Consider the following 19,988-nt stretch of genomic DNA (forward strand, 5'->3'; position numbering starts at 1 on the left):
GTGGATGGCGGGTAGGGATCGGCGAGTGGCGTTACGCTTCCATCTCCGCCATCCGAATGCCCATTTCGACAAAGGCCGAAAGCACGGCAAAGCGGTCCGCCAGCGAGGCCCGGGCCAGCCCGGCCAGAATTCCGGCATTGACGGCATGGGCGGCAGGAAATCCGGTCGACACCATGTCGAGGGTCGGGTCGCGCCACATCGCTGCCAGAGCGATCCAGGCGGCCGGCGTCGCCGGCGGCAGGTCCAGGGAATTGCTCAAGACCGCTTGATGGTCGGGATTATCAGGTTCGCCGACGCGGTCGTGGACAAGCGCCAGCAATTCGAGATCCCGGTCCGCCAGGAGCTCGGCGAGATTGCTCAGGCATTCATGTCCCCACCAGACGGCGGCTCGCTCAGGCAGGAGGTAGGCACAGAACGTGACTGCTTCTTCCGGCACGCGCCCGGCAAGCAGGGCTCGGCAAAAATCAAGCGGCGGCTGGCCGGTGGCCAGCGATTTCATGTCCCTGGCGATGGCGGGACAAGCAAGAAACAGATCCCGTGCCGTTCTGTATCCGAGTTCATTGGCCATGGCTGCCACACCCCGAGAGCCACCAGAACAGCACTCAAGCCTGTGGCCGAGCGCCGGTCAAGCGCGTCAGTCGTTGGCAGGTGGTGACGAAGGGCGTCATGCGTTTGTTCACAGACAATCGCTTCCCGATTTGATACGATGCGCGCCAGCGAAATCCTCTCAGACAGGAGTGACGGTCATGCGATGGGGCAGTTCAGCCTTGGCATTGGCGGCCATGCTTCTTGCAACGCACGTCCTTGCCGATCCGCTTCAGAAATCGGAAGACATCGTCAAGTTCTTCGCCGGACAGACCGGCAATCTCGGTGCCGCGCGCGGCATCTGCGTCGGCTCGGAGGAAGAGTGCAAGAGCAAGGCCGAGAAGACTGGCTCAGCTCAACAAAAGACCGGTCTCGACATGATGATCAATTTTGCCCTTGATTCCGCGCAACTTGACCAGACGGCGCGCACCGAACTCGACGAGTTCGCCAAGGCGCTGAAGGACAATCGGCTGAGCACGTTCAGCTTTGTCGTTGAAGGTCATACCGATGCAACCGGCACGGATCGCTACAACCAGGACCTGTCGCAGCGGCGGGCCAAGTCGGTGGCCGCGTTCCTCGAAGCGAACGGCGTTGAATCGGCGCGGCTCGAAGCGATCGGCCTGGGCAAGTCGCACCCGCGTGTCGCCAATCCCTACGATCCGGTCAACCGGCGCGTGGAAATGCGCATCAGGACCGAGTAGGCGGTTGCCGCCAGGCTGATCTTTAACAGCGACACTGGCAAGGGATCTCGTCCAAACGCCGGTCACCCCTTGATGCCTTCTGATCAATGTTTGAGCGCGCTGCCGATCATAACGCCGGTGCCGAAAATGAGCGCCCTGGCCAGGAAGTCATTATTGTCTCTCGGCGGCGGTTCGTCGCGCACGATGATCTCGCTGCTGCGCCTGCGCTGGACAACCTGCTGTTGCTTGTGTGGCACCGGCTTCAGGGTACGGGTCTTCTGCACGACCCGTCCCTTCGGCGGCGCCGCAGTCTGCTTGCCCGCCTTCAGCTGGTCGATGTCGAGCCTTGCCACGGTGGCGAAGCGGCCGCCCGGGAACTGGTCAAGATACGCCTCGTAATAGGGAATGGCGTTGTTTTTCGAGGCCTCATCCCAAAGGCGTTGCTCGACCTCCCAGGATGGGGGATCGGTGGCCACCGGCTCAGGGGCGGGCGAGGCCGACGTCTTGGCTGCATCGGCGATTGGCGCCGCCGCCGCTTGTGCCGCTGGCTTGCCAAGGAAAACCTCGCGCCCCAGCGATGCGTTGTGCCATGGGCGCTGCCGACCTTGCGTGGCTTCTGTCACGTCGCCGCGCACGCGCGTCAGCGCGCTCTGGATCTCGACCCCGGGCTCGGTGAGGTGCTTGGCCAACGCCAGCGAGTAGGGGCTGTCGACGCCGTTGCCGTCGAAAGCGACAGCACCGGGATCGGCCGCATAAGCAATCAAGACACCGCCGGCGCCGACGCCGTCTGCCTTTGCATCCACCGGCGCGAGGCCGGCACCGAGCGAGCGGCTCTTGGGCAGCGCCGTGGCCAGCGTGCGAGCCAGCGGATTGTCGCGGCAGGCATCGAGGATGATGATGCCGACGGCGGGATCGGCAGGCAGCGCCGCCATGAACTCGTCGATCTGAACTGTGCGGGTCTTGAGATAGGCGGGTGAGGTCAGGTCGGCGTCGACCGGTATGAGATAGTTCTTGCCGTCGACCTGCATGCCGTGGCCGGCGTAGAAGATGACCGCGAGGTCCGCGTTGTAGGATTCTTCGGTGAATTTGCTGATCAGGCCATGCATGCCGGCATTGTCCTGGTCGACGCCTTCGATCACTTCGAAGCCGGCGTTGCGCAGCGTCGACGCAATCAGGTGGGCATCGTTCGCTGGGTTCGGCAAGGCAACGGCGTTGACATATTTGCTGTTGCCGATGACCAGCGCGACACGCTTGCTCTCGGCTGTTGCGGCCTGGACGCCGAAGGCGGCAAGGATGGAAAGGACAAGTCCGCTCAAAAGGTTGGCAAACAGTTTCATGGATCAGCCCTCCGGCCCGTCGGGGCACACTATTGATCTCTGCGCATGCTCAATTCGTCAGGGACAATGTCGCCTCGGCCAAAATGGCTCTCAGCTTATGTCGCCCCGACGACAGTTTAGGTTCACCGGGTGCACTCTGGCCTCTGCAAATATTTGCCGACATACCAGCCGCCAGTGTCAAAACCGATCGACCAGGCGATCGTTGTGTCGCTTTTGAGCCGGGACGGTCACTAACCTGGCTCAAGCGTCTCTTGGATTGAATTGAGCAGCGCGGTTATCGCCTGTTTGTACTTCTCGAACTCCGGCGACGTCTGCCGGACCTCGGTCGTGGTTGTCGCCGGCTGGGTCTGATCGGTCACCACGCGCGGCACTTTCTGCCCCATTTTCCGCTCGGCCCACTCGATGACGTAGCCGACGGTCTTGCCGGTCAGGAACGGGTTGGCCTGGATCACCGCTGCGCCCAGAACGGCGCTCAATTGCGACGAACCCGGCGCCGCCAGCACCTGGTGCGCCCCCTCCATGCCGAGGAAATGGCAAAGATACAGGCGCCCGGCGGTGATCTGGTGGCCGCGGGCGCGCAGATAGGCCTCCCCTTCGCGCGCCAGGTTACGCACCATTTCGCGCGACAGCGTCGCGTCATAGCGAAGCGCGAGCAGGTCGGCGGTCGAAAGCGATCGGGCAAGGTCGGGACGATAGGTGTTCATCATCCGGATCCAGGTCTTGGTGATGAACTGGCCGGCGCCGGTTGCCGACGAGTTGGGGTTCTTGGCGCGGGCGCTGCCGCCGCTTTCGACGTGAACGATCCGGTCGGTCAGCGTCTCGACCGCGGAATCGCCGGGCCCGCCGGAACTGACGGAAACGGCGGTGGCGACTGCGGTGACTGTCCCGAGCGGGTCGATCGCCTCGCCGTTCTCGTAGAGCTCGAAATGCAGATGCGGGCCGGTCGAAAGCCCTGTAGTGCCGATATAGCCGATGACGTCGCCAGCCTTCACCTTGGTACCGACACCGCCGGCGATGGCGAATTTTTGCATATGCGCATAGCGCGTCTCGCGGCCGTTCGCATGCGTGATCTTCACCAGATTGCCATAGCTGCCGCCATCGCCCTGGAACGAAATCTCGCCGTCGAAAGAGGCCATGACAGGCGTCCCAACCGGAGCCGCCCAGTCGACACCCTTGTGGATCCGAACCGTGCCGAGGATCGGATGCTTGCGTGGGCCGAAGGTCGACGTCATCACCCCGGCGACCGGCGTGACCATGCCGTGGGCTATGGACAGCGAACGGACCTGATCATCGCCCGTCACGCAGGCATACTGGCCGTCGCTTTGCTGATAGACGAAGCAGTCGAGGTTCTTGTCCTTACCGAGGACGCCGACGTAAAGCACCCGTCCGGATATCTCGCCTTGGCCGCGCGGAGTCTGCGAGTAGATCAGCACCAGGCGCTGGTCCTCGCTGGCGAAAGCGTCGAGATCCTGTCCCCTCGACAGATACGTGATCGCTTCGCCGATCACGCTGGTCGGCACCTTGTTGCGTGCCGCGGTCGAGTAGATTGCGTCGAGCAGGCGGTACTGCCGCTTGGGCCCCCCCTGGTCCGAGGCACCGGAATAGTTGAAGAGGTCCTCGCGAACCCAGGGGTCGACCCCTGAAACGAAGGCGTCCGCGGCGTTGCGCGTCAGCGTACCGACATAGACGTTCCTTGCATAGACCGAGACCTGCATCAGCGACAGCGTCGTCGTCTCGCGGTTCGGCCGGAAGCCTCGCATGGCGACCACAAAACCGGCCTCGAGCCCATCGCGCTTGAACAGCGCTTTCAGCGCCTCGCCCGCAAGCCTGGCGTCCTCCTCGGAGAAATGCGCGTCGAGCGCCACGCTTTCCAGGCTGCGGTCGTTGAGGATTTTCACGAAAGTGTCCTCTGTCGCCGCGAAGCGCTGATATTCGCTGGTGACGGTCGCGGCTGTGGTGTTGTTCTCGATAGCGGTTCTCTTGAAGGCGGGGAGCGCTGCCTCTCCCTGGTCGATGGTCTCGCCCCAGCCGGCCTCGGGGTCGTCTGAGTCGGCTTTGGGCGCCGAACCGGCGGGGATATCGCCCGCATCCGGCGGCGCCTGCAGGTCGTTCGCCAGATCGCCCGGTTGGTCGTTGGGCGCAGGTGCGGGCGAGGTCGGTTGCTGATCGTCTGGTGCTGCAGCGGAGGACTTCGGAGCAGTCTGCCGCTGCGCCTGGAAGAAGGCAAAATCCTCCTGCGTCGACGGGATCGTCGTCATGAACTTTTCGCTGGCGCTCAGCATCACGTCGGACAGAATCTCGATCTGCGGCGAGGCCCCGGAACTATCGAGTTCGGCCGGGCGCGCAGCCGTGTGGCCCTTCGCGGCGCTGTCCGCATCAGGCGCCAGCGTGATCCACATCGGGTCACCGGCAAGGTCAATGATGGCCGGCACATAGACCGAGGCGTCGGGCGGCACGTCTTCCATACCTTCGACGGGATGCAGTTCCTCATCCTCGTCGCCGAACGACCAGTTGTCCTTGGTGAGATAGAAGCCGGTGGCGATCGCGATGACGGTGAGCGTTGCAACGCCAGCAAGAACGTGGCGCCAGAGTTTGCGTCTGCGCTCGGCCAAGCGCGCCAGCTTCTTCTGTTTGAAGCTCCTGTCGATGCTGTGCGTCACGGGCTGTTTCCGGTCAGGAAATAAGTCCAGCGCACCTGCTCCAGCGTATCGACCTCGACGAAACGCGCCGCGATGTGACCGCGCTGCCAGCACTCCTCAATGCCACGGATGGAGAAGCGGCGCCGATCAACGCACATCTCGGTCGATCCGTTGAGGATGGCGTGGCCGAACACGTCGGTCGCGTAGAGGTAGATGTAGCGGTTGGCCAGTTCCTCGCGGATGATGTTCACGCAATGGTTGGCGCCGATGGTCCACCAGCCATCGGTCTGATCGGCATTGTCAACCTTCTGTCCGACGGCGAGGTTGACTACGTCGAGCGTCTGGTTGCAGACAGTGAATTCGGCATGCGCCCTGCTGGTCGAGAGGACAACGAGCAGCGCCGCGCCGAACAGCGCGGAAAATGCCAGGCGGTGGGAGAAGTCCGGCAATAATCGAAACCAACTACGCTTTGTGCGTGACGAGGGCTGGCAAAATGAATGCGAGGGGCGAAGGTCCATCGGCGTTCATATCTATCCGCCGAGCCGGAAATATTTGGCGCTGGCGGAGAACCGCGAGCCGTCGGAGCCGATCTCCTCGAGGATCTTTGGCAAAAGCTCGGAGACCGGTGTCGGTCTCGAGAACATCGCGGCCTGGATGTCCTTCGGTCCGGTGATCACCAGCATGATCTGCGGCAGGGCCTTGCCTGCCGCCTTGTCGGCGGCGCCTAGACCGATCGGGATGTTGAAAGTCGCCTTGTCGGCTTGTGCCACGATGCGATCGTCGAGGTTGAAGGCGATGCCCCTGTGGTCGATCAGCATGACGTTGGAAACCAGCCCGCCATGCGTTACCAGCGTGCCGCTGATCGGCGCGCCATCAGGCACCGATGTCCGGTCGAGAACGAGCTGCGGACTTTCCACTCGGTTCCGGTCGATGAAGCGCAGGAAGTTTGTCACTTCACACTGGGGTTGCTCGATGAGACGGACGCTGATGTCCGGCTCGACATGGAACCTCGACCGAAAATCATTGAGCATCCGCTCAAACGGCTGCACGGTGGTTGCGAAGCCCTCGATTGCGCCGGCGTTGTCCGGTGCCAGCGACGCGTAGAAGCAGTCGCCGCCGCTGAAGTCGCGCACCCATGAGGCGTGTTGCGCCGTCTCGTCGACCGCCTTCGCCGGCGGGACCGCCGGCTTGGGCACATTGATCGCGACTTCGGTATTTTCGGGCTGTGTGGTTACCGGCAACTGCGGTTGTTGGGACGCCTGCGCCGTCTGTGTTGGCTCTGATGGCGCGGTTGGTGGCGGCTGGCTGGCGGTCGGGGTCGCCGGCTGTTCAGCCGGCGGGCTGGTCGGCTGCGCCGGCACGGGGCTCTGCGCAATCGGAGGCGAGGAGGCGTTCGGCTTGGCCAATTTGGACAGCGTGTCGACGAGGTCGGTTGCGCTTGGTTTTGTCGCCGGCGGGGTTGCCTCCTGTGCCGGCTTGCCCTCTGCCACCACCTGGCTTGCCTTCGGCGGCGCGCTGGCTGGTTTTGACGAGTTCGCACTCTCCTCAGCCTTTGGCACCGGCACTGACGTTGGCGGGCTCGCGGCCGGCGTCTGGACAGGCTTGATCTCGACCGGCGGCACTTGTGCTTGATTGGTGTTGGCCGTGAATTCGGGCTGAGCCGTAGTCGGCGCCGGCTTGCCTTTGGGCGACACTGGCGGCTCCTGCTTGTCGGTCGTCATTGGCTGCGCTGCCGTCTCCTGCTCTGCGGGCTGCTGTGATTTTGTTGCCTGCCGCACCTCCGGCCTGGGGGTCGGCACCGGGGTTTCGGCGGCCTTGGCAGGGTCCGGTTTCTGCTCGCCTGCCGCGTCCGCCTGGTTCCCAGCCGGCATTGCGCTCTTCATCTGTACATCCGGCAGGGCAGGTGGCTTTACCGTTTCGACGGTGGCAGCGCTGTCAGATTTTGACGGCTCCGGCTGAGGCTGCACCGGTGATTGTGGCTTAGGTTTCGATGCTTCCGCTTGCGGTGTTTGGGCCACCGGCTTCGGTATCAAGGGCTTGAGTTCCTTTTCGGCCGGCGGTGGCGCCAGCATGCCACTGAAGTAAACGCCGCCCCCCAACAGGACCGCCAGCGTCACAAGGCCGCCAGCGACAGCCGGCATCCGCGACGATTTTCGCGGCGAAGCCGGCATGGGCTTGCTGGCCGGCGCGGGCGCGGGCGCCGGCCGTGGTTGTGACAGATGCGCCGGTCGCACATGTTCAACAAAGTGCTTTTCGCCTGCGGACGTCGAAGGCCGCGGCCCCGACTCGGCCAGCGCCGTCCAGCCGGCGCGCGGCAAGCCCGAGCGGTCACGCGGACCATACGATGCCGGCGGCGACGTCACGTCGACATCCTCGCCACGCGTTTCCCTGGCGATGTCGGCCATGCTGGCCGGCCGATCGCGCGGATCCGGCTGCAGCATCGCGCCGACGAGCTCGTGGAAATCGGGGTCGATGTCTGACAGGTCCGGCACGGTCCGGCGTTTCTCGATCACCTCGTACTGCGTACCGCTCATATCGAGAGGCTTCCCGCGCAGCGCGGCGGCGAGCACCAGGCCAAGGCTATAGATATCGGACTGCTCGCTGACCTCGCCGCCGTAGAGGCCGAGCTGTTCGGGCGAAACGTAATTGTATTTGCCGGCGAACTTGCCGCCGATCAGCGTTTCACCACCTGCGGTCGCTGACCGGGCGATGCCGAAATCGATGATCTTGGCGCTTTCCACCCGCCCGCCAGGCAGGATGATGTTGTCCGGCGACAGGTCCCGGTGAACCGCGCCCGCCTGGTGCACCGCGGCGAGCCCCGATGCCAGGCGATGGCAAAGCCGCCGCACGTCTTCCCCCCGCATCGGTCCGCGACGCATCACGTCGAACAGGGACTGGCCGTCCACGAACTCCATCGCGAGATAAGGGCGGCCGATCCTCGGATCGATGGTGAAGACGTGATAGCGCACCACCGCGTCATGCGACAGATGATTGAGGATCGACGCTTCCTTACGGAAGAGCGACAGGATCGTCTGATCGCGGGCGAATTCTGGCAGTACGATCTTGATCGCCACATGGTCGCCGGTTTGGATGTTGTGGCCGCGATAGACTTCTCCCATGCCGCCGGAGGCTATCCTTTCGTCGAGTTCGTAAATGCCGCTGAGCTGTGTGCCGACGCCGGCATAGATGTCGTTCGTCGATATCCGGGTCTTGTCGTCGTCGCTCATCTCGCCAGGCTCTCCGCTTCGGACCGATCCGAATGGAGCGCACCGTTGCGCCCGCCGCCGATCTTCACTAGTACGATGGTCACATTGTCGATTCCGCCGCGCGCCAGCACCGTCTCCAGCAGGCTTCGGCACGCCGCCTGGGGCGTTGCGGATCTCACCGCGGCTTCGATCTCGGCGTCGCTGACATGTGCCGTCAGTCCGTCGGTGCTCAGGACGAAAACATCTCCCGGCATCAGCTCGCCCTGCTGGAAATCGATCTTGAGTTCATCGCTGACGCCGACGGCATGGGTGATGACATGGCGGCGCGGCCAGGTAAGCGCTTCCTCCGCGCTGATCATGCCGCGGTCCAGCAACTCCTGGACCTCGGTGTGATCCTTTGAGACCTGAAAGATCGCGCCGTTGCGGACCAGATAAATGCGGCTGTCGCCGGCCCACAGGCCAGCGAACCGTCCGTCCATGGCAAGCAAAGCCGCGAAAGTCGAGCCGATGGTGATGCCGCGGGATCGCGAGATGTTACGGATCTCGGAATTGGCGCGGCTCAGCCGGTCTTCGAAGCGCGCACGAAGGTCCGGTGCCGAGCTCGCAATGCCGATCGTCGCCAGATGATCGACGATGCTGGCCGACGCGACCTCGCCGGCCTCGTGGCCGCCCATGCCATCGGCCACCACCCACAGGCCGGTCTGCGGCTCTATCAGGTAGTTGTCCTCATTGTGGTCGCGCACGCAGCCCTGATGGCTCACGCCGAAGCTTTCGATGGGAAGGGCGACAGAGCTCAATTTGCCACCAAGCGCTTCGCGAGCGTCCTCTGTGACCAAGCATGGGCAGGGTGCCCAAGCCACTTTGCCACAAGCGCATACGTTAGAGTACCGAAATGAGCGCTGTGGCTGGCGGTGCGCTGGAACACAGCCATGTCAGAACGCCTTCGGACAGCTGAAGCCGGACAGGGCCGGCAGCAGCAAGGGGTTAGGCCCCGGTCCGATCTGCATCGTGTAAGCGACGTCCCGTCCGCCGATCACGAAACGGGCTTCGGTGTTGGCGCCTTTGGCGGTGATGGTCGCCTTGTCCAAAAGACGCCTAAAGGCCCACGGTCCTTCGAATTTGAGAGCGGAGTCGCGGCCTGGCATTTCCGGCATCAGGCTGAGGCTGGCGGAACCAGAGGCAGTGCTGTTTGGCCAGGTCACTGTGCTTGGCGCGCTCCCCGCCTGGCTACTCTGGACGGTCTGGCCGTCGATGTTGAGAACCGCGTTGTTAGCGTCGCTATTCAGCGAAAATGGCGTGACGGTAATCGAAACCGACGGCACCGAGCCGCCGGAAGGGAAGAAGGCGCTGCGGATCTCGGCGGCCGCCTGAAATGATCTCAAGGTCGACTTCGCCAGGTCGCGGCTGGAGCGGACATCCTGCCTCCAGGTCCATTCCTGGCCGGTCATGTCGATCAGCGGCGCAAGGTTCTGCGCGAAGAATCGGTCCATCAGCCCGCCCGGCGCGAAGAGCTTGGCGAAATCCGCTATCGAGATATCTTCGGTGCCGTCACTGGCGAAGGGATAGCGACCGTTGACCGCCTCCTCGCAGGCTCGCGTGACCGTCTGGTCGAGGTTCTGGTTGAGGTTGGCCACCGAGGCTTCGGCGACATTGCCTTCAAACTCGTCCGCTGCCGCGTTGACCATGCGCGCCAGCGGCTTCGGAAGGCGGGAGGCATTGGCGCGCAGCGTGGAGATCTGCAACTGCAGGTTGGCGTTGACGCGTTCGGTCTGGGAAGGGACATCGGCCGAAAGCTTGAGGTTTTGAAAGATATCGCGGAAATTCCGCGTCAACGCATCGAGCGGCCGCCGTCCACTGACGCCGCTAACCAGGGCCTGGAACGATCGAAACTGTGCCTCGACGCCCGCGCCGGCATTCTGCGCGACAGCCGAATCCAGTCCGGCTCGGCTCTGCGACTTGCCGCCGGCGATCTGCAGGCCGATGCGTGCCAGACCTTTGGCCATGCTGGCTGGGTCCTCTTGGGCTGCGCTGCTCTCGCCCTCGGCCGTGGTGTTCTGCTTCGTCAATGCAGTCTCATCGGCGATCGCCGTGAACAGCTGATCGAGAGGCGAGTCCGGCGCGGCGAGGGCGGAAAGCGCGAGATATTGCGGCTTGTCCTTGAGCAACGCCTTGAACTTCAGCTGGTCGAGTACGCGGTGCCATGCGGAGGAGAATTCCTCGCCGTAGCGGTCGATCAATTCTGGACCGAGCTTGGGCAGGTCCTGGTCGATGCCGCCCTGTTCGCCGCCTCCGCCGAGCACCCACCGGTCGTTGACGAGCAGTTGCGCGATGCGCGAAAGCTGTGGCAGGAAGAAGCGGTTGAAGCCGGCGCGCGTGTAAAGTCCGGGAACGTTGAGATCGGCGAGATCGCTGCCGTCCATGCGTTCGAACAGCAGCTGCGCCTCGGGGCCGGCTTTCGCTGCAACGGAGAGGTCTTCCAGCCTTGCGGCGTAGACCGCTGACTTGATCAGCGCCGAAGCGCGGTCGGCAAGGCTCATGCGCCCAAGCGAGCGTTGCGCGGCTTCGATCAGCGGCTGGTTGAGTTCAAAGACGGGATCGTAGGCGTCGTCGAGCGCGAGCATGGCGCGCAGATGCTTTTCGAGCTGCGCGCGGCCCTCGCTGTTGCTTTCGCCGGGATAGCGGTTCTCTTCCCAATCCTGCCTCATCCAGGAAACGATCAACTCGTCATCGACCTTCGGGGCCTTGCCGCCCAGCATCAGGTAGATCTTCAGCGGCTCATAGAGCGCGATCGGATCGGCCATCTTGGCCTGGATGGTGCGCTCGGCCTGCACCAGGAGCCGGGAGCGGAATGTCCGCTCGAGGGCTTGCCGATAGGCAGTTCTGGAGGCTGACAGCAGCCTCTCGTGCTGGCTAAGCCCGAACGACTCCTCGATCGGGTTTGCCTGGTCGCCGTTCTCGAAGCCGGCCGGCAGGTTGCGCAGCTGGTCGAGCGGGCCGATGACGTTTTCCAGGTCGACGTCGGTCACCGTCGTGCTCTTGAGCAGCGAATCCGCGCTGTCGCGATATTGTGCCATCGACTGCCTGGTGGAGGCGATGAGTGACTTGTTGGCGAAGAAGCTGAGGCCAAGCACGCCGAGAGCCGCCAAGGCCGCGAGCGCAATCGCGGCGAGGCCGCCAAGTCTCGCGAGCCTAGTGCGCCGTTCGGCCGCCCGGTCGAAGGATACCCAGCCCGATTCCGGGAAGATCACCTTGGTCAGGAGATCGTGCAGGAAGAAGCTCTTGCCTGTGCCGGAAAGATGCGCTTGCGAGGTGGTGCCGAAGCTGCGGCCGATCGAGCCCAGCACCTGATCGAACGGTGTTCCTTCCTGAGTACCAGAGGAGAAATAGAGGCCCCGTAGGCTGACATTGACATGCGATCGAGAGGTATCGAACAAGCTGGCGATGAAATGAGTTATCCGGTTCCTGAGGGCACCGAACTGTGCCGGGAAGCCGAAGATGGCGATGCGCGCTACCGGGTCGGCCTCTTCCTGCAAGCGATCGACGACCTCTTCCGCCAAGCGCTTCGCCAGACCGTCGAATTCGGCCGGCGCCTCGCCGGCCATGTTCCTTGTGCGATCGACGGTCTGGAACGTCGTGCCCCACACCTTGCGCCTGCGCGCTTCGTCGAATTCACCGAAATAGTCCATGAAGCCGGAGACGAGATCGGCCTTGGTGAAAAGCAGATAGACGGGAAACTGTATCTTCAGCGTCTCGTGCAATTCGCGCAGGCGGCTTCTTATCTCGGTGACATGTGCCTCGATATGCTGGTCGTCGAGGCCGATGAGATCGGCGAGGCTGATGGCGAGGATCACGCCGTTGATCGGTTGCCTGGCGCGGCTTTTCTTGAGCAATCCGAGGAAGGCGAGCCAGCTTGCCTTGTCGCGCTCGCGGTCCGATTCCTGCGTCGTATAGCGGCCGGCCGTGTCGATCAGCACTGCCTCGTCGGTAAACCACCAGTCGCAGGACCGTGTGCCGCCGACGCCAGCCACCGGCTGGGCATTGCCGGAGCCCGCAAGCGGAAATGTCAGCCCGGAATTGACCAACGCCGTCGTCTTTCCGGCGCCGGACGGGCCGATGATGATATACCAGGGAATATCGTAGAGGAAATTGCGCTTGCCGCTCGTCCGTTTCAGCGTCGCGATGGCTTCGCTCATTCGCACTTCGAGCACCTGGGCATCGTCGTTCCGCTCATCGCTGAACACAATGGCCGTTTCGAGCACCTTTTGCGCCTTGCGCCTTTGCCAGAAGCGAACGCCGTAGAACAGCGCAAGCCCCGCCACGGTCGCGCCGATCATGGCCGCCCTGAGCCAGATGGACCCGAGCGGGCGGGTGTCGGCGAAGCGGATCAGCGGTCCGGCATACCAGACAACGGCCGAGAAGCCGGCCAAGGCAAGCATGCTGAAAATCCGCGACATCCAGCGCATCAGTCGCCGTTCCCCGCTGGGTCGGTCTGCAAGGTTTCCTGTTTCGGGATCATCACGTCGACGCGGCGGTTCTTGGCGCGGCCCTCCGCTGTGGCGTTATCAGCGATCGGCTCGTCCTCGCCCTTGCCGTCGATGCTCAGGCGCGATGGATCCTTCAATCGCTTGGCGATCATGGCCTGCACCGCTTTTGCACGCGCGACGGAAAGATCGAAATTCGACTTGAACGTGCTCGACTTCTTCGGCTTCACATTGTCGGTGTGGCCGACGATCTTGATAGGCCCCGTTTCGGCATCGAGCGCCGTGGCGATATCCCCCGCGACGGGCTGGAACTGTGCCGTCAACTCGGCCTGGCCGGATACGAACAAAAGCTGGTTGCTGATCGCGACAACGATGAAGTCGCCCTTCGTGCCGACGCTCAGTCCGCCGCCGGCGATCTCCTTGGCGAGTGCAGTACGGATGCGGTCGATCTGCGTGGTGTGTGGAGGAGCGGGTGGCGGCGGGTTGGCTTGCACCGGTTCGGCGGATGTCGCCACGCTGGCGCGTTCAATGGTGACCGGGGTGGAAGGATTGAGCGCCAGCAACGCGCTGGCGGTTGCATCGCCTTCATCGGTGATCAGGATCCGTAGCCCGAAAAAAGCCGCCGTCACCAAGGTCGCGGCGGCGGCTGCGATCGCCGACAGAGGCAGCCGCCCTCCTGGCCTGGCCATTGCCGCCGCCATGCCATGCCACCGGGGCGAAATGTCCTCAGCGGCGCGCGGCCTGAAATAGCGCAGCGTGTCGTAGACGTCGCGCCGAACGCGATCGAGTTTGTTCCGTTCGCCGGACAATCCCCGATACTGGCCCTCGAACCCCAGCGACAGGCAGGCATGCATCAATTCGAGCAGGTCGTAATGCGCTTCAGGCTTGGCGAGGATGTTGTTCAGCGCTTCATAGAAGCCGGTGCCTGTCGGTTGTGTGTGGAAGAACTGCACCACCAGACTGTGCTGAAGCCAGGTTTCCTTGTTCGGCCAGGGCAGGTTGCCGACGAGATCGTCGGCGGTTTCGCAAAGCGCAAATTTCGCGATCCGTGCGTCTTCTTCCCCAATACCGGCTTTGGCAATGGTATGGTCGAAGGTCTCGATGGCATCTGCGATATGCTCCGCCAAGGCTGCGGCCTGCCGTTCGACCGGTATCAGCCGCAGCTGACCGAACAGCATGAGCAAGGGGGCTGCGGCGGCAAGGATAGGATTTGTCGCGGCATACTTCACGCCAGCAGTGGCGTCGAGCAAGGCGTCCTGCTGCAACGCCGGTGCCGCCGCGGGCTCAGCTCCGTGGCTGGCCCCCTGAAAGACCATGGTTCCGGACGACCAGCCGGGGGGCATTTGTCGGCCGAGGCCCGGGTCGAACACCGTCGATTCCCTGGCGGGTGATGGAGCAGCGGAACTATCGGGAGCCACGCGCGGCTTTTGCCTTGGCCGTGGCGCGCGGATGACGGTTTTGTCCGGCGGCTCAGAGGGATCGTCCTTCGAGCTCATCGGCGCACCACCGTCGAGGTGCTATGGGGATATTCCAGGTGGGATGAGAGGCGCCTACCAGGCAGGGTATCAACAGCGAGCCGGATGGAAAGACTTATCTTGCCGAAACATGACATTCCTGCACACGCCCCAAGCCACGCCGCTTTGCCAGCAGGCAAGCACCCATGCGCTATCCTAGTCGCACCAGAAGCCGATTGAAATCGGAAAGCAGGATGATCAAGGAAGCGGCTTCTTCCACGGGGTCCCTCACACAGCCCGTAAGAGCGTTGCTGACGACATTTGCCGAGCGCGGCTATTTCTGCTTGCCAGCCTTCGCGTAGGCTTCGGCGAAATAGGCGAGGAAGACGTCCAGCATACCGTTTTCGTGCTTGTCCTCCATCGTCCGCCACGTTGCGACCAGCGCATCCCAGGCTTGGCTTTTCCTGGATGAAAAGGACGCAGGCGGGATTCTTTTGGCGATCACCTCCGGCGACAGGTCGTCGAGTAGCCTCGAGAGCGCGGCCTGCATGGCGGCGTAGGTCGCGATTTCGTGGGTCTTCAGGTCGCGGAACGCATCCTCGATGCTATGCCTGGCGTCGAGATAGCCGGCCCGGCGCTTGGCAAACATGATCTCGAGTATGTCGTCGGTGCCCGGCACGAATTTCAGTGGGTTGTTGTCGTCGGCGCCGATCATCGTGCGGTGCGCGCTTTTGGCGAGCACCTTGGCCGCCGCGCGCGCCTTGAGCAGCAAGGACAGTTGCTCAACCGTGGTTCTCAACACCGCACCGATCTCGGCAGCGACGTCATTCGGGTCGCGCGACTGCAACAACTCAGGCGATAAGCCGGCCGCCCTGGCGATATCGCGCAGTATCTCGTCCGCTTCCCCTGGCTGCCTGGCCGGGACAGCGGGGCTGGACTGCAGCACTGAAGACGTTGACACCGGCGTTGCCTCCGCCGGCTTGTGGAACAGTGCGCTGCCGAGTTCCAGCGGCGTTCCCGTCGAGGGCGGCAACTCGCGTTGCGTCGAACCGGTCCTGGCTTGGGGATGACCGGTGACGACGCGCTCTTCGTCGACCGAAACGGCGACGACATAAGGGCCGATCAGCAGCCGGTCGCCTTGGGCCAGCCGATGCGGCGCATTCATGCGCTGGCGGGAGCCGTTCACGAAAGTGCCGTTGCGCGAGACGTCATGAAGCCAGAACGAGCCCGCCTGATAGTGGACTTCGCAATGCCGGCCCGAGATGAACTTGTCGGGGTCGGAAAGTGTCCAGTCGCAATTTTCGCGCCCGATTTCGAAGCTGCGGTCGCGGGCGGCATAGCTCGTCGCGATGCCTGGCGGCAGTCTGTCAACATTGCTGATCTGGAGCGAAATGAACATTCGACGCCACTGGCAACCCTGAAATCCTAGACATTCTAGCATCTTGCCAGCGCAGTGGCACAGGTGCCCTTCACATGAATGCATGCCACGGTTTAGCCATTGCTTCTGTTTGGCCTCCATCAAACATATGCTAGGCTCGCAACGGTCCGATGCGGTGAATTCGAAAACTTCCCGAACGTGATGCAGTTTACGCATGCGGGGTCTTCAATCCATCACACTGGCGGCCGCGTCCAGGAGGGGCACGACCCATGCCGAACGAACGTGCCACGGTTGTGCAGACCCCGGTTGGCGCCGATGTGCTGACCTTTACCCATCTTGTCGGCCGTGACGAGATCAGCCGAAGCTTTGCCTATATCGTCGGGTTCGTCAGCAAGAGCCGGGACGTTGATCCGCTGAAGATGCTGGGCGGCATCGTTTCAGTCGAAGGTGAATCCAATCCAAAGCGCTGGTTCAGCGGCCTGGTGTCGGATTTCAAGCTAAACCGCATCGAGGACCGGCTGGCGTTCTACGAGGCAACTGTCAGGCCATGGCTCTGGTTCCTCGGCAACACCACCGACTGCCGTATTTTCCAGAACATGACAGCGGTCGAGATCATTGAAAAGATATTCTCGAAGTACGGCATCGCCAAATTCGAGAAGCGGCTGCAGGGGTCTTATCCCTCGCGCGAATATTGCGTGCAGTACGATGAGAGCGATCTCGATTTCGTGCAGCGGCTGCTCGAGCACGAAGGCATCTTCTATTTCTTCGAGCACGACGAGGGCAAGCACACGCTGGTGCTGTGCGATGCGATTAGCAAGCTGAAGCCGGCGCCAGGCTACGAGAAGGTGCTCTTTAATTTCGAAGGCCACGGCTCGCGGCGCGACGTTGAATACATCACCGAATGGATCCCAGGCAGCGCGGTGCGACCAGGCGCCTATGTCCATACCGACTATGATTTCGAGAAGCCTGGCGCCGATCTGATGGCGAAATCGGCCCAGCCCTTCAGCCACAAGGAAGCTTCGGGCGAGAACTATCGCCAGCCCGGCGCGCATCTCGATGTTGGGCGGGGCGATAAGATTGCGGGTATCCGGCGCGAGGAACTCCAGGCGGTGCACCAGCACAGTACGGCGGTGGGCACCGTGCGCGGCCTTTTTTCTGGCTGCAAGTTCACCCTCGAAAGTTTTCCGCGCGACGACCAGAACCAGGACTATCTGGTGATCAGCGCCGAATACCGGCTGTTCGATCCGGGCTACCGGACCCAGAACGAAGCCCACAGCGAGAACTTCAAGGTGGTGCTGGGCGTTGCGCCCGCCAAATTGCCCTACCGGCCGCCGCGGATCACACCGCGACCGGTCATGCGCGGTCCGCAGACAGCGACTGTCGTCGGCCCGTCGGGCGAGGAAATCTTCACCGACAAATATGCGCGGGTGAAGGTGCAGTTCCATTGGGACCGGCTCGGCAAGAAGGATCAGAACAGCTCCTGTTTCGTGCGAGTGTCGCAGACTTGGGCTGGCAGCGGCTGGGGCTTCATCCAGATCCCGCGTATCGGCCAGGAGGTCATAGTCGATTTCATCGAGGGCGACCCTGACCTGCCGATCATCACCGGCCGCGTCTACAACGCCGCTGAGATGCCGCCCTACGCACTGCCGGCCTATGCGACGCAATCGGGCTGGAAGTCCAACTCGTCAAAGGGTGGCGGCGGCTACAACGAGCTGATGTTCGAGGACAAGGCCGGCTCCGAGCTGGTCAATTTCCAGGCGCAGAAGGACCACCATTTGCTGATCAAGCACGACCGCAACAAGACGGTCCATCACGACCAGTCCGACCGCATCGACCACGACGCCAAGCACTCCGTCGGACACAACCTCGACGAGGATGTCGGCAACAACAAGACGGTGAAGGTTGGCGTCAATCAAACGACCAATATCGGCAGCAACGACACGGAGACGGTGGCCGCCAACCGTTCGCTGACGGTCGGCGCCAATGAGGCCATTCATGTCGGTGCCAATTCGTCGGAAACAATCGGCTCCAACCATTCGCAGACGGTCGGGCTGGTACAGACGGTGACAGTGGGCGCGGCGCGCATCGACACCGTGGGCGCCACCGAGACACGGAGCGTCGGCGCGGCGCAGACGAACACGATTGGCATAAGCCGATCCGTCAGTGTGGGTACCAATCAGAGCCATGATATCGCTGCAGCCGACAGCTGGAATATCGGGGCGGCCCAAACCGTCAATGTTGGCGCCGATCAGAGTTTTTCCGTCGGAGGGGCTCAGTCGTCCCAGATAGGCAAGGCACGAACAGCCAAGATCGGGGCGGATGATGGAACCGATGTCGGCGGGGGGCATGCTCTCAAGGTCGGGAAGAGCAGCGGTATCGACATTGCCCAAGACAGTTCAATCAAGGTTGGCAAGAATCTGACGATCGAAGCGGGCGACTCGATCACCATCAAATGCGGCTCAGCGTCGATTACGATGAAAAAGGACGGCACCATCGTCGCTGACGGGAAGGATATTATGCTCAAGGGCAGCGGGAGGATCACCGTCAAGGCCGACGGCGAAGTGATCGTCAAGGGAAGCACCATCAACAACAATTGAGGGCGTCATCATGGAAGTGCTGGATCGCATCGACGGCGTCGTTATCGGCCTGCTCATTGGCTTCGAAGGTGGAGCGCCACTGGTGGTCTTCGTCGGCAATCCGCGCGATACGGCGATTGCGGCGCGCAGCCTGACGGAACTGGGCGTTTCCGCGATCGGCTCGGAACTGGCCCTGCTGTTCGAGGAGGGCGACCCGACACGACCGCTGGTCGTTGGGCGCATCGTCGATCCGGCTCACAAGAACAGGGAGTTGCAAGTGGTCCGCGAAGGCGATCGTGTCGTCATCACGGGCGAAGAGCGGATAGAACTGCGTTGCGGCCTGGCATCAATCATTCTGGAGAAGGATGGTCGTGTGACCATTCGCGGTAGCCAGTTGACAAGCCAGGCGAGTGGGACCAACCGTATCCGCGGCGGGGCCGTGCATCTCAACTGAGGCGCTGCCGTGCACCGCGTTGCAACCATCGCTGCCATCGTGGATCAGCACGCCGAGGATGCGGCTTTCCTGTGGCTTCGCCGTCGCCGGGAGATCGATGGTCCCGTCCTCGATGCGACGGGTATCGGCCGTATCGATCAGCGTCTCGAAGCCAATCTTGAAGGGCTCATGGCTGCCGGTAAAGCTGGCTGGGAAGCTGCTCAGGCTAGATTCGCGGACTACGCCGAGCCGGGTGAACTTTTCGTGCTTGGCGTATTGGCATTGCGTTGGGGCGACACCGACCTGACAGAGGTCGCGATCAACGCTGCGGCGCGCCTGGGCGAGCCTGGTTTGTCGAGCCTTTCCGCCGCGATTGCGCGCACGCCGCGCGAAAATCTGCGACCGCTCGTGGTGAAATGGCTGGACACAAGCGATGCACGACTACGCTGCCTTGGGCTGTCTGCTCTCTGGCATCATCGCGTCGATCCGGGACCGCGCCTGCATGCTCTGGCCAGTCATTCCGACGCGAACGTGCGCCGGCGCGCCATCCGGCTCGCCGGTGGGCTCGGGCGGCGCGACCTGCTTCCGACAGTCCTGGGCGGTCTTGATGGCAAGACGGCGAAAGAACGTCTTGCGGCCGCCTTCGCCGCTTGCCTGCTTGGCGAGGCGCGGTCTGCGCACCCAGTGATCGACAAGATCGTGCTGACGGAGACGGATCAGGCGGAAGCGGCGATCGAGATACGCATGCTGACGACGCCGCCCAAGGCCGCGAAAGCCTGGCTGCAGACGCGCCTTGGCCAGCCCCTGCTGCGCGTGCCGGCAACGGCGTCGATCGGCCTGTTTGGCGATCCGTCGGTAATGCCCTGGCTGATCGAGAAGATGCGCGAGCCGGAACTTGTCTTTGCCGCAGGGCTGGCGATGCGCGATCTGTTCGATGTGGACTTCAACGACACCGACCTGTTCACGATAGACCCGTCCGATTTGGGGAAGGCGTTTGAATCTCTGACCGACAGTCCCTTGCCTGTCGCCGATCGCGTTGCCGCATGGTGGGACGAGGGACCGGGCAGGCGCAACCACACGCTTTTCCATTCGATGCGCAGGCTCAGGCTGGATGCGTTGCGTGTGGCAATCGCCACGCCCGAGGCGCCGCTGGCAAACTGGCGCATGACGCGAAAGTTCCCGGCCTGGATGTGATCGCCTTCGCCGAGGGGGCCGTGTT

13 protein-coding genes are annotated in these 19,988 nt (G+C 63.0%); 4 read left to right on the forward strand and 9 right to left on the reverse strand.

Annotation, left to right across the window (positions count from 1 at the left end):
• Window positions 1-31 precede the first annotated feature (31 nt).
• Window positions 32-499, reverse strand: coding sequence for a hypothetical protein (locus EN861_RS17985; protein ID WP_245512058.1), 468 nt, complete (start codon window positions 497-499; stop codon window positions 32-34).
• A 283-nt stretch (window positions 500-782) separates the two neighbouring features.
• On the opposite strand from EN861_RS17985, the gene EN861_RS17990 reads away from it, so the two are divergent.
• Window positions 783-1,286 carry an OmpA family protein gene (locus tag EN861_RS17990; protein ID WP_135864711.1) on the forward strand — a complete coding sequence of 168 codons (504 nt, stop codon included), beginning with the start codon at window positions 783-785 and terminating at the stop codon, window positions 1,284-1,286.
• Window positions 1,287-1,369: 83 nt separating this feature from the next.
• Here the strand turns inward: EN861_RS17990 and EN861_RS17995 are convergent, their stop codons facing one another.
• The 8 genes from EN861_RS17995 to tagH all read right to left on the reverse strand — a co-directional run bounded on the left by EN861_RS17995 (window position 1,370) and on the right by tagH (window position 15,781).
• The gene (locus EN861_RS17995) at window positions 1,370-2,602 is read right to left on the reverse strand and encodes a caspase domain-containing protein (RefSeq protein ID WP_135864713.1); all 1,233 of its coding nucleotides are present in this window, start codon (window positions 2,600-2,602) and stop codon (window positions 1,370-1,372) included.
• 230 nt (window positions 2,603-2,832) lie between these two features.
• A complete protein-coding gene (locus EN861_RS18000; RefSeq protein WP_135864715.1) occupies window positions 2,833-5,262 on the reverse strand; it encodes a M23 family metallopeptidase in 2,430 nt (809 codons plus the stop codon).
• Window positions 5,259-5,759 carry a DUF1036 domain-containing protein gene (locus EN861_RS18005; RefSeq protein WP_189343667.1) on the reverse strand — a complete coding sequence of 167 codons (501 nt, stop codon included), beginning with the start codon at window positions 5,757-5,759 and terminating at the stop codon, window positions 5,259-5,261. The genes EN861_RS18000 and EN861_RS18005 overlap by 4 nt, the downstream gene beginning before the upstream one ends.
• A 12-nt stretch (window positions 5,760-5,771) precedes the next feature.
• On the reverse strand, window positions 5,772-8,468 hold the full coding sequence (locus EN861_RS18010; protein ID WP_135864717.1) for a serine/threonine-protein kinase: 2,697 nt from the start codon (window positions 8,466-8,468) through the stop codon (window positions 5,772-5,774).
• Window positions 8,465-9,244, reverse strand: a complete 780-nt coding sequence (locus EN861_RS18015; protein ID WP_135864720.1) for a protein phosphatase 2C domain-containing protein — start codon at window positions 9,242-9,244, stop codon at window positions 8,465-8,467. The genes EN861_RS18010 and EN861_RS18015 overlap by 4 nt, the downstream gene beginning before the upstream one ends.
• Before the next feature lie 135 nt (window positions 9,245-9,379).
• Window positions 9,380-12,910 (reverse strand): type VI secretion system membrane subunit TssM, encoded by a 3,531-nt coding sequence (gene tssM, locus EN861_RS18020; RefSeq protein WP_189343668.1) that lies wholly within the window; start codon window positions 12,908-12,910, stop codon window positions 9,380-9,382.
• A complete protein-coding gene (tssL, locus tag EN861_RS18025; RefSeq protein ID WP_135864724.1) occupies window positions 12,910-14,424 on the reverse strand; it encodes a type VI secretion system protein TssL, long form in 1,515 nt (504 codons plus the stop codon). The genes tssM and tssL overlap by 1 nt, the downstream gene beginning before the upstream one ends.
• A gap of 292 nt (window positions 14,425-14,716) precedes the next feature.
• Window positions 14,717-15,781: a type VI secretion system-associated FHA domain protein TagH gene (tagH, locus tag EN861_RS18030; RefSeq protein WP_135864726.1), complete on the reverse strand. Its 1,065-nt coding sequence runs from the start codon at window positions 15,779-15,781 to the stop codon at window positions 14,717-14,719.
• A 248-nt stretch (window positions 15,782-16,029) separates the two neighbouring features.
• On the opposite strand from tagH, the gene tssI reads away from it, so the two are divergent.
• Genes tssI through EN861_RS18045 form a run of 3 tightly spaced genes read left to right on the forward strand, consistent with a single transcriptional unit; the run spans window position 16,030 to window position 19,963 of the window.
• Window positions 16,030-18,357: a type VI secretion system tip protein TssI/VgrG gene (gene tssI / locus EN861_RS18035; protein ID WP_135864728.1), complete on the forward strand. Its 2,328-nt coding sequence runs from the start codon at window positions 16,030-16,032 to the stop codon at window positions 18,355-18,357.
• Between the two features lie 7 nt (window positions 18,358-18,364).
• Complete coding sequence (locus tag EN861_RS18040) at window positions 18,365-18,790, forward strand: DUF6484 domain-containing protein (RefSeq protein WP_135864730.1); 426 nt, start codon at window positions 18,365-18,367, stop codon at window positions 18,788-18,790.
• A 39-nt stretch (window positions 18,791-18,829) separates the two neighbouring features.
• The gene (locus EN861_RS18045) at window positions 18,830-19,963 is read left to right on the forward strand and encodes a hypothetical protein (protein ID WP_135928193.1); all 1,134 of its coding nucleotides are present in this window, start codon (window positions 18,830-18,832) and stop codon (window positions 19,961-19,963) included.
• The last annotated feature ends 25 nt before the right edge of the window (window positions 19,964-19,988 follow it).

Source organism: Mesorhizobium sp. M8A.F.Ca.ET.218.01.1.1 (assembly GCF_004791165.1).
GTDB lineage: Bacteria > Pseudomonadota > Alphaproteobacteria > Rhizobiales > Rhizobiaceae > Mesorhizobium.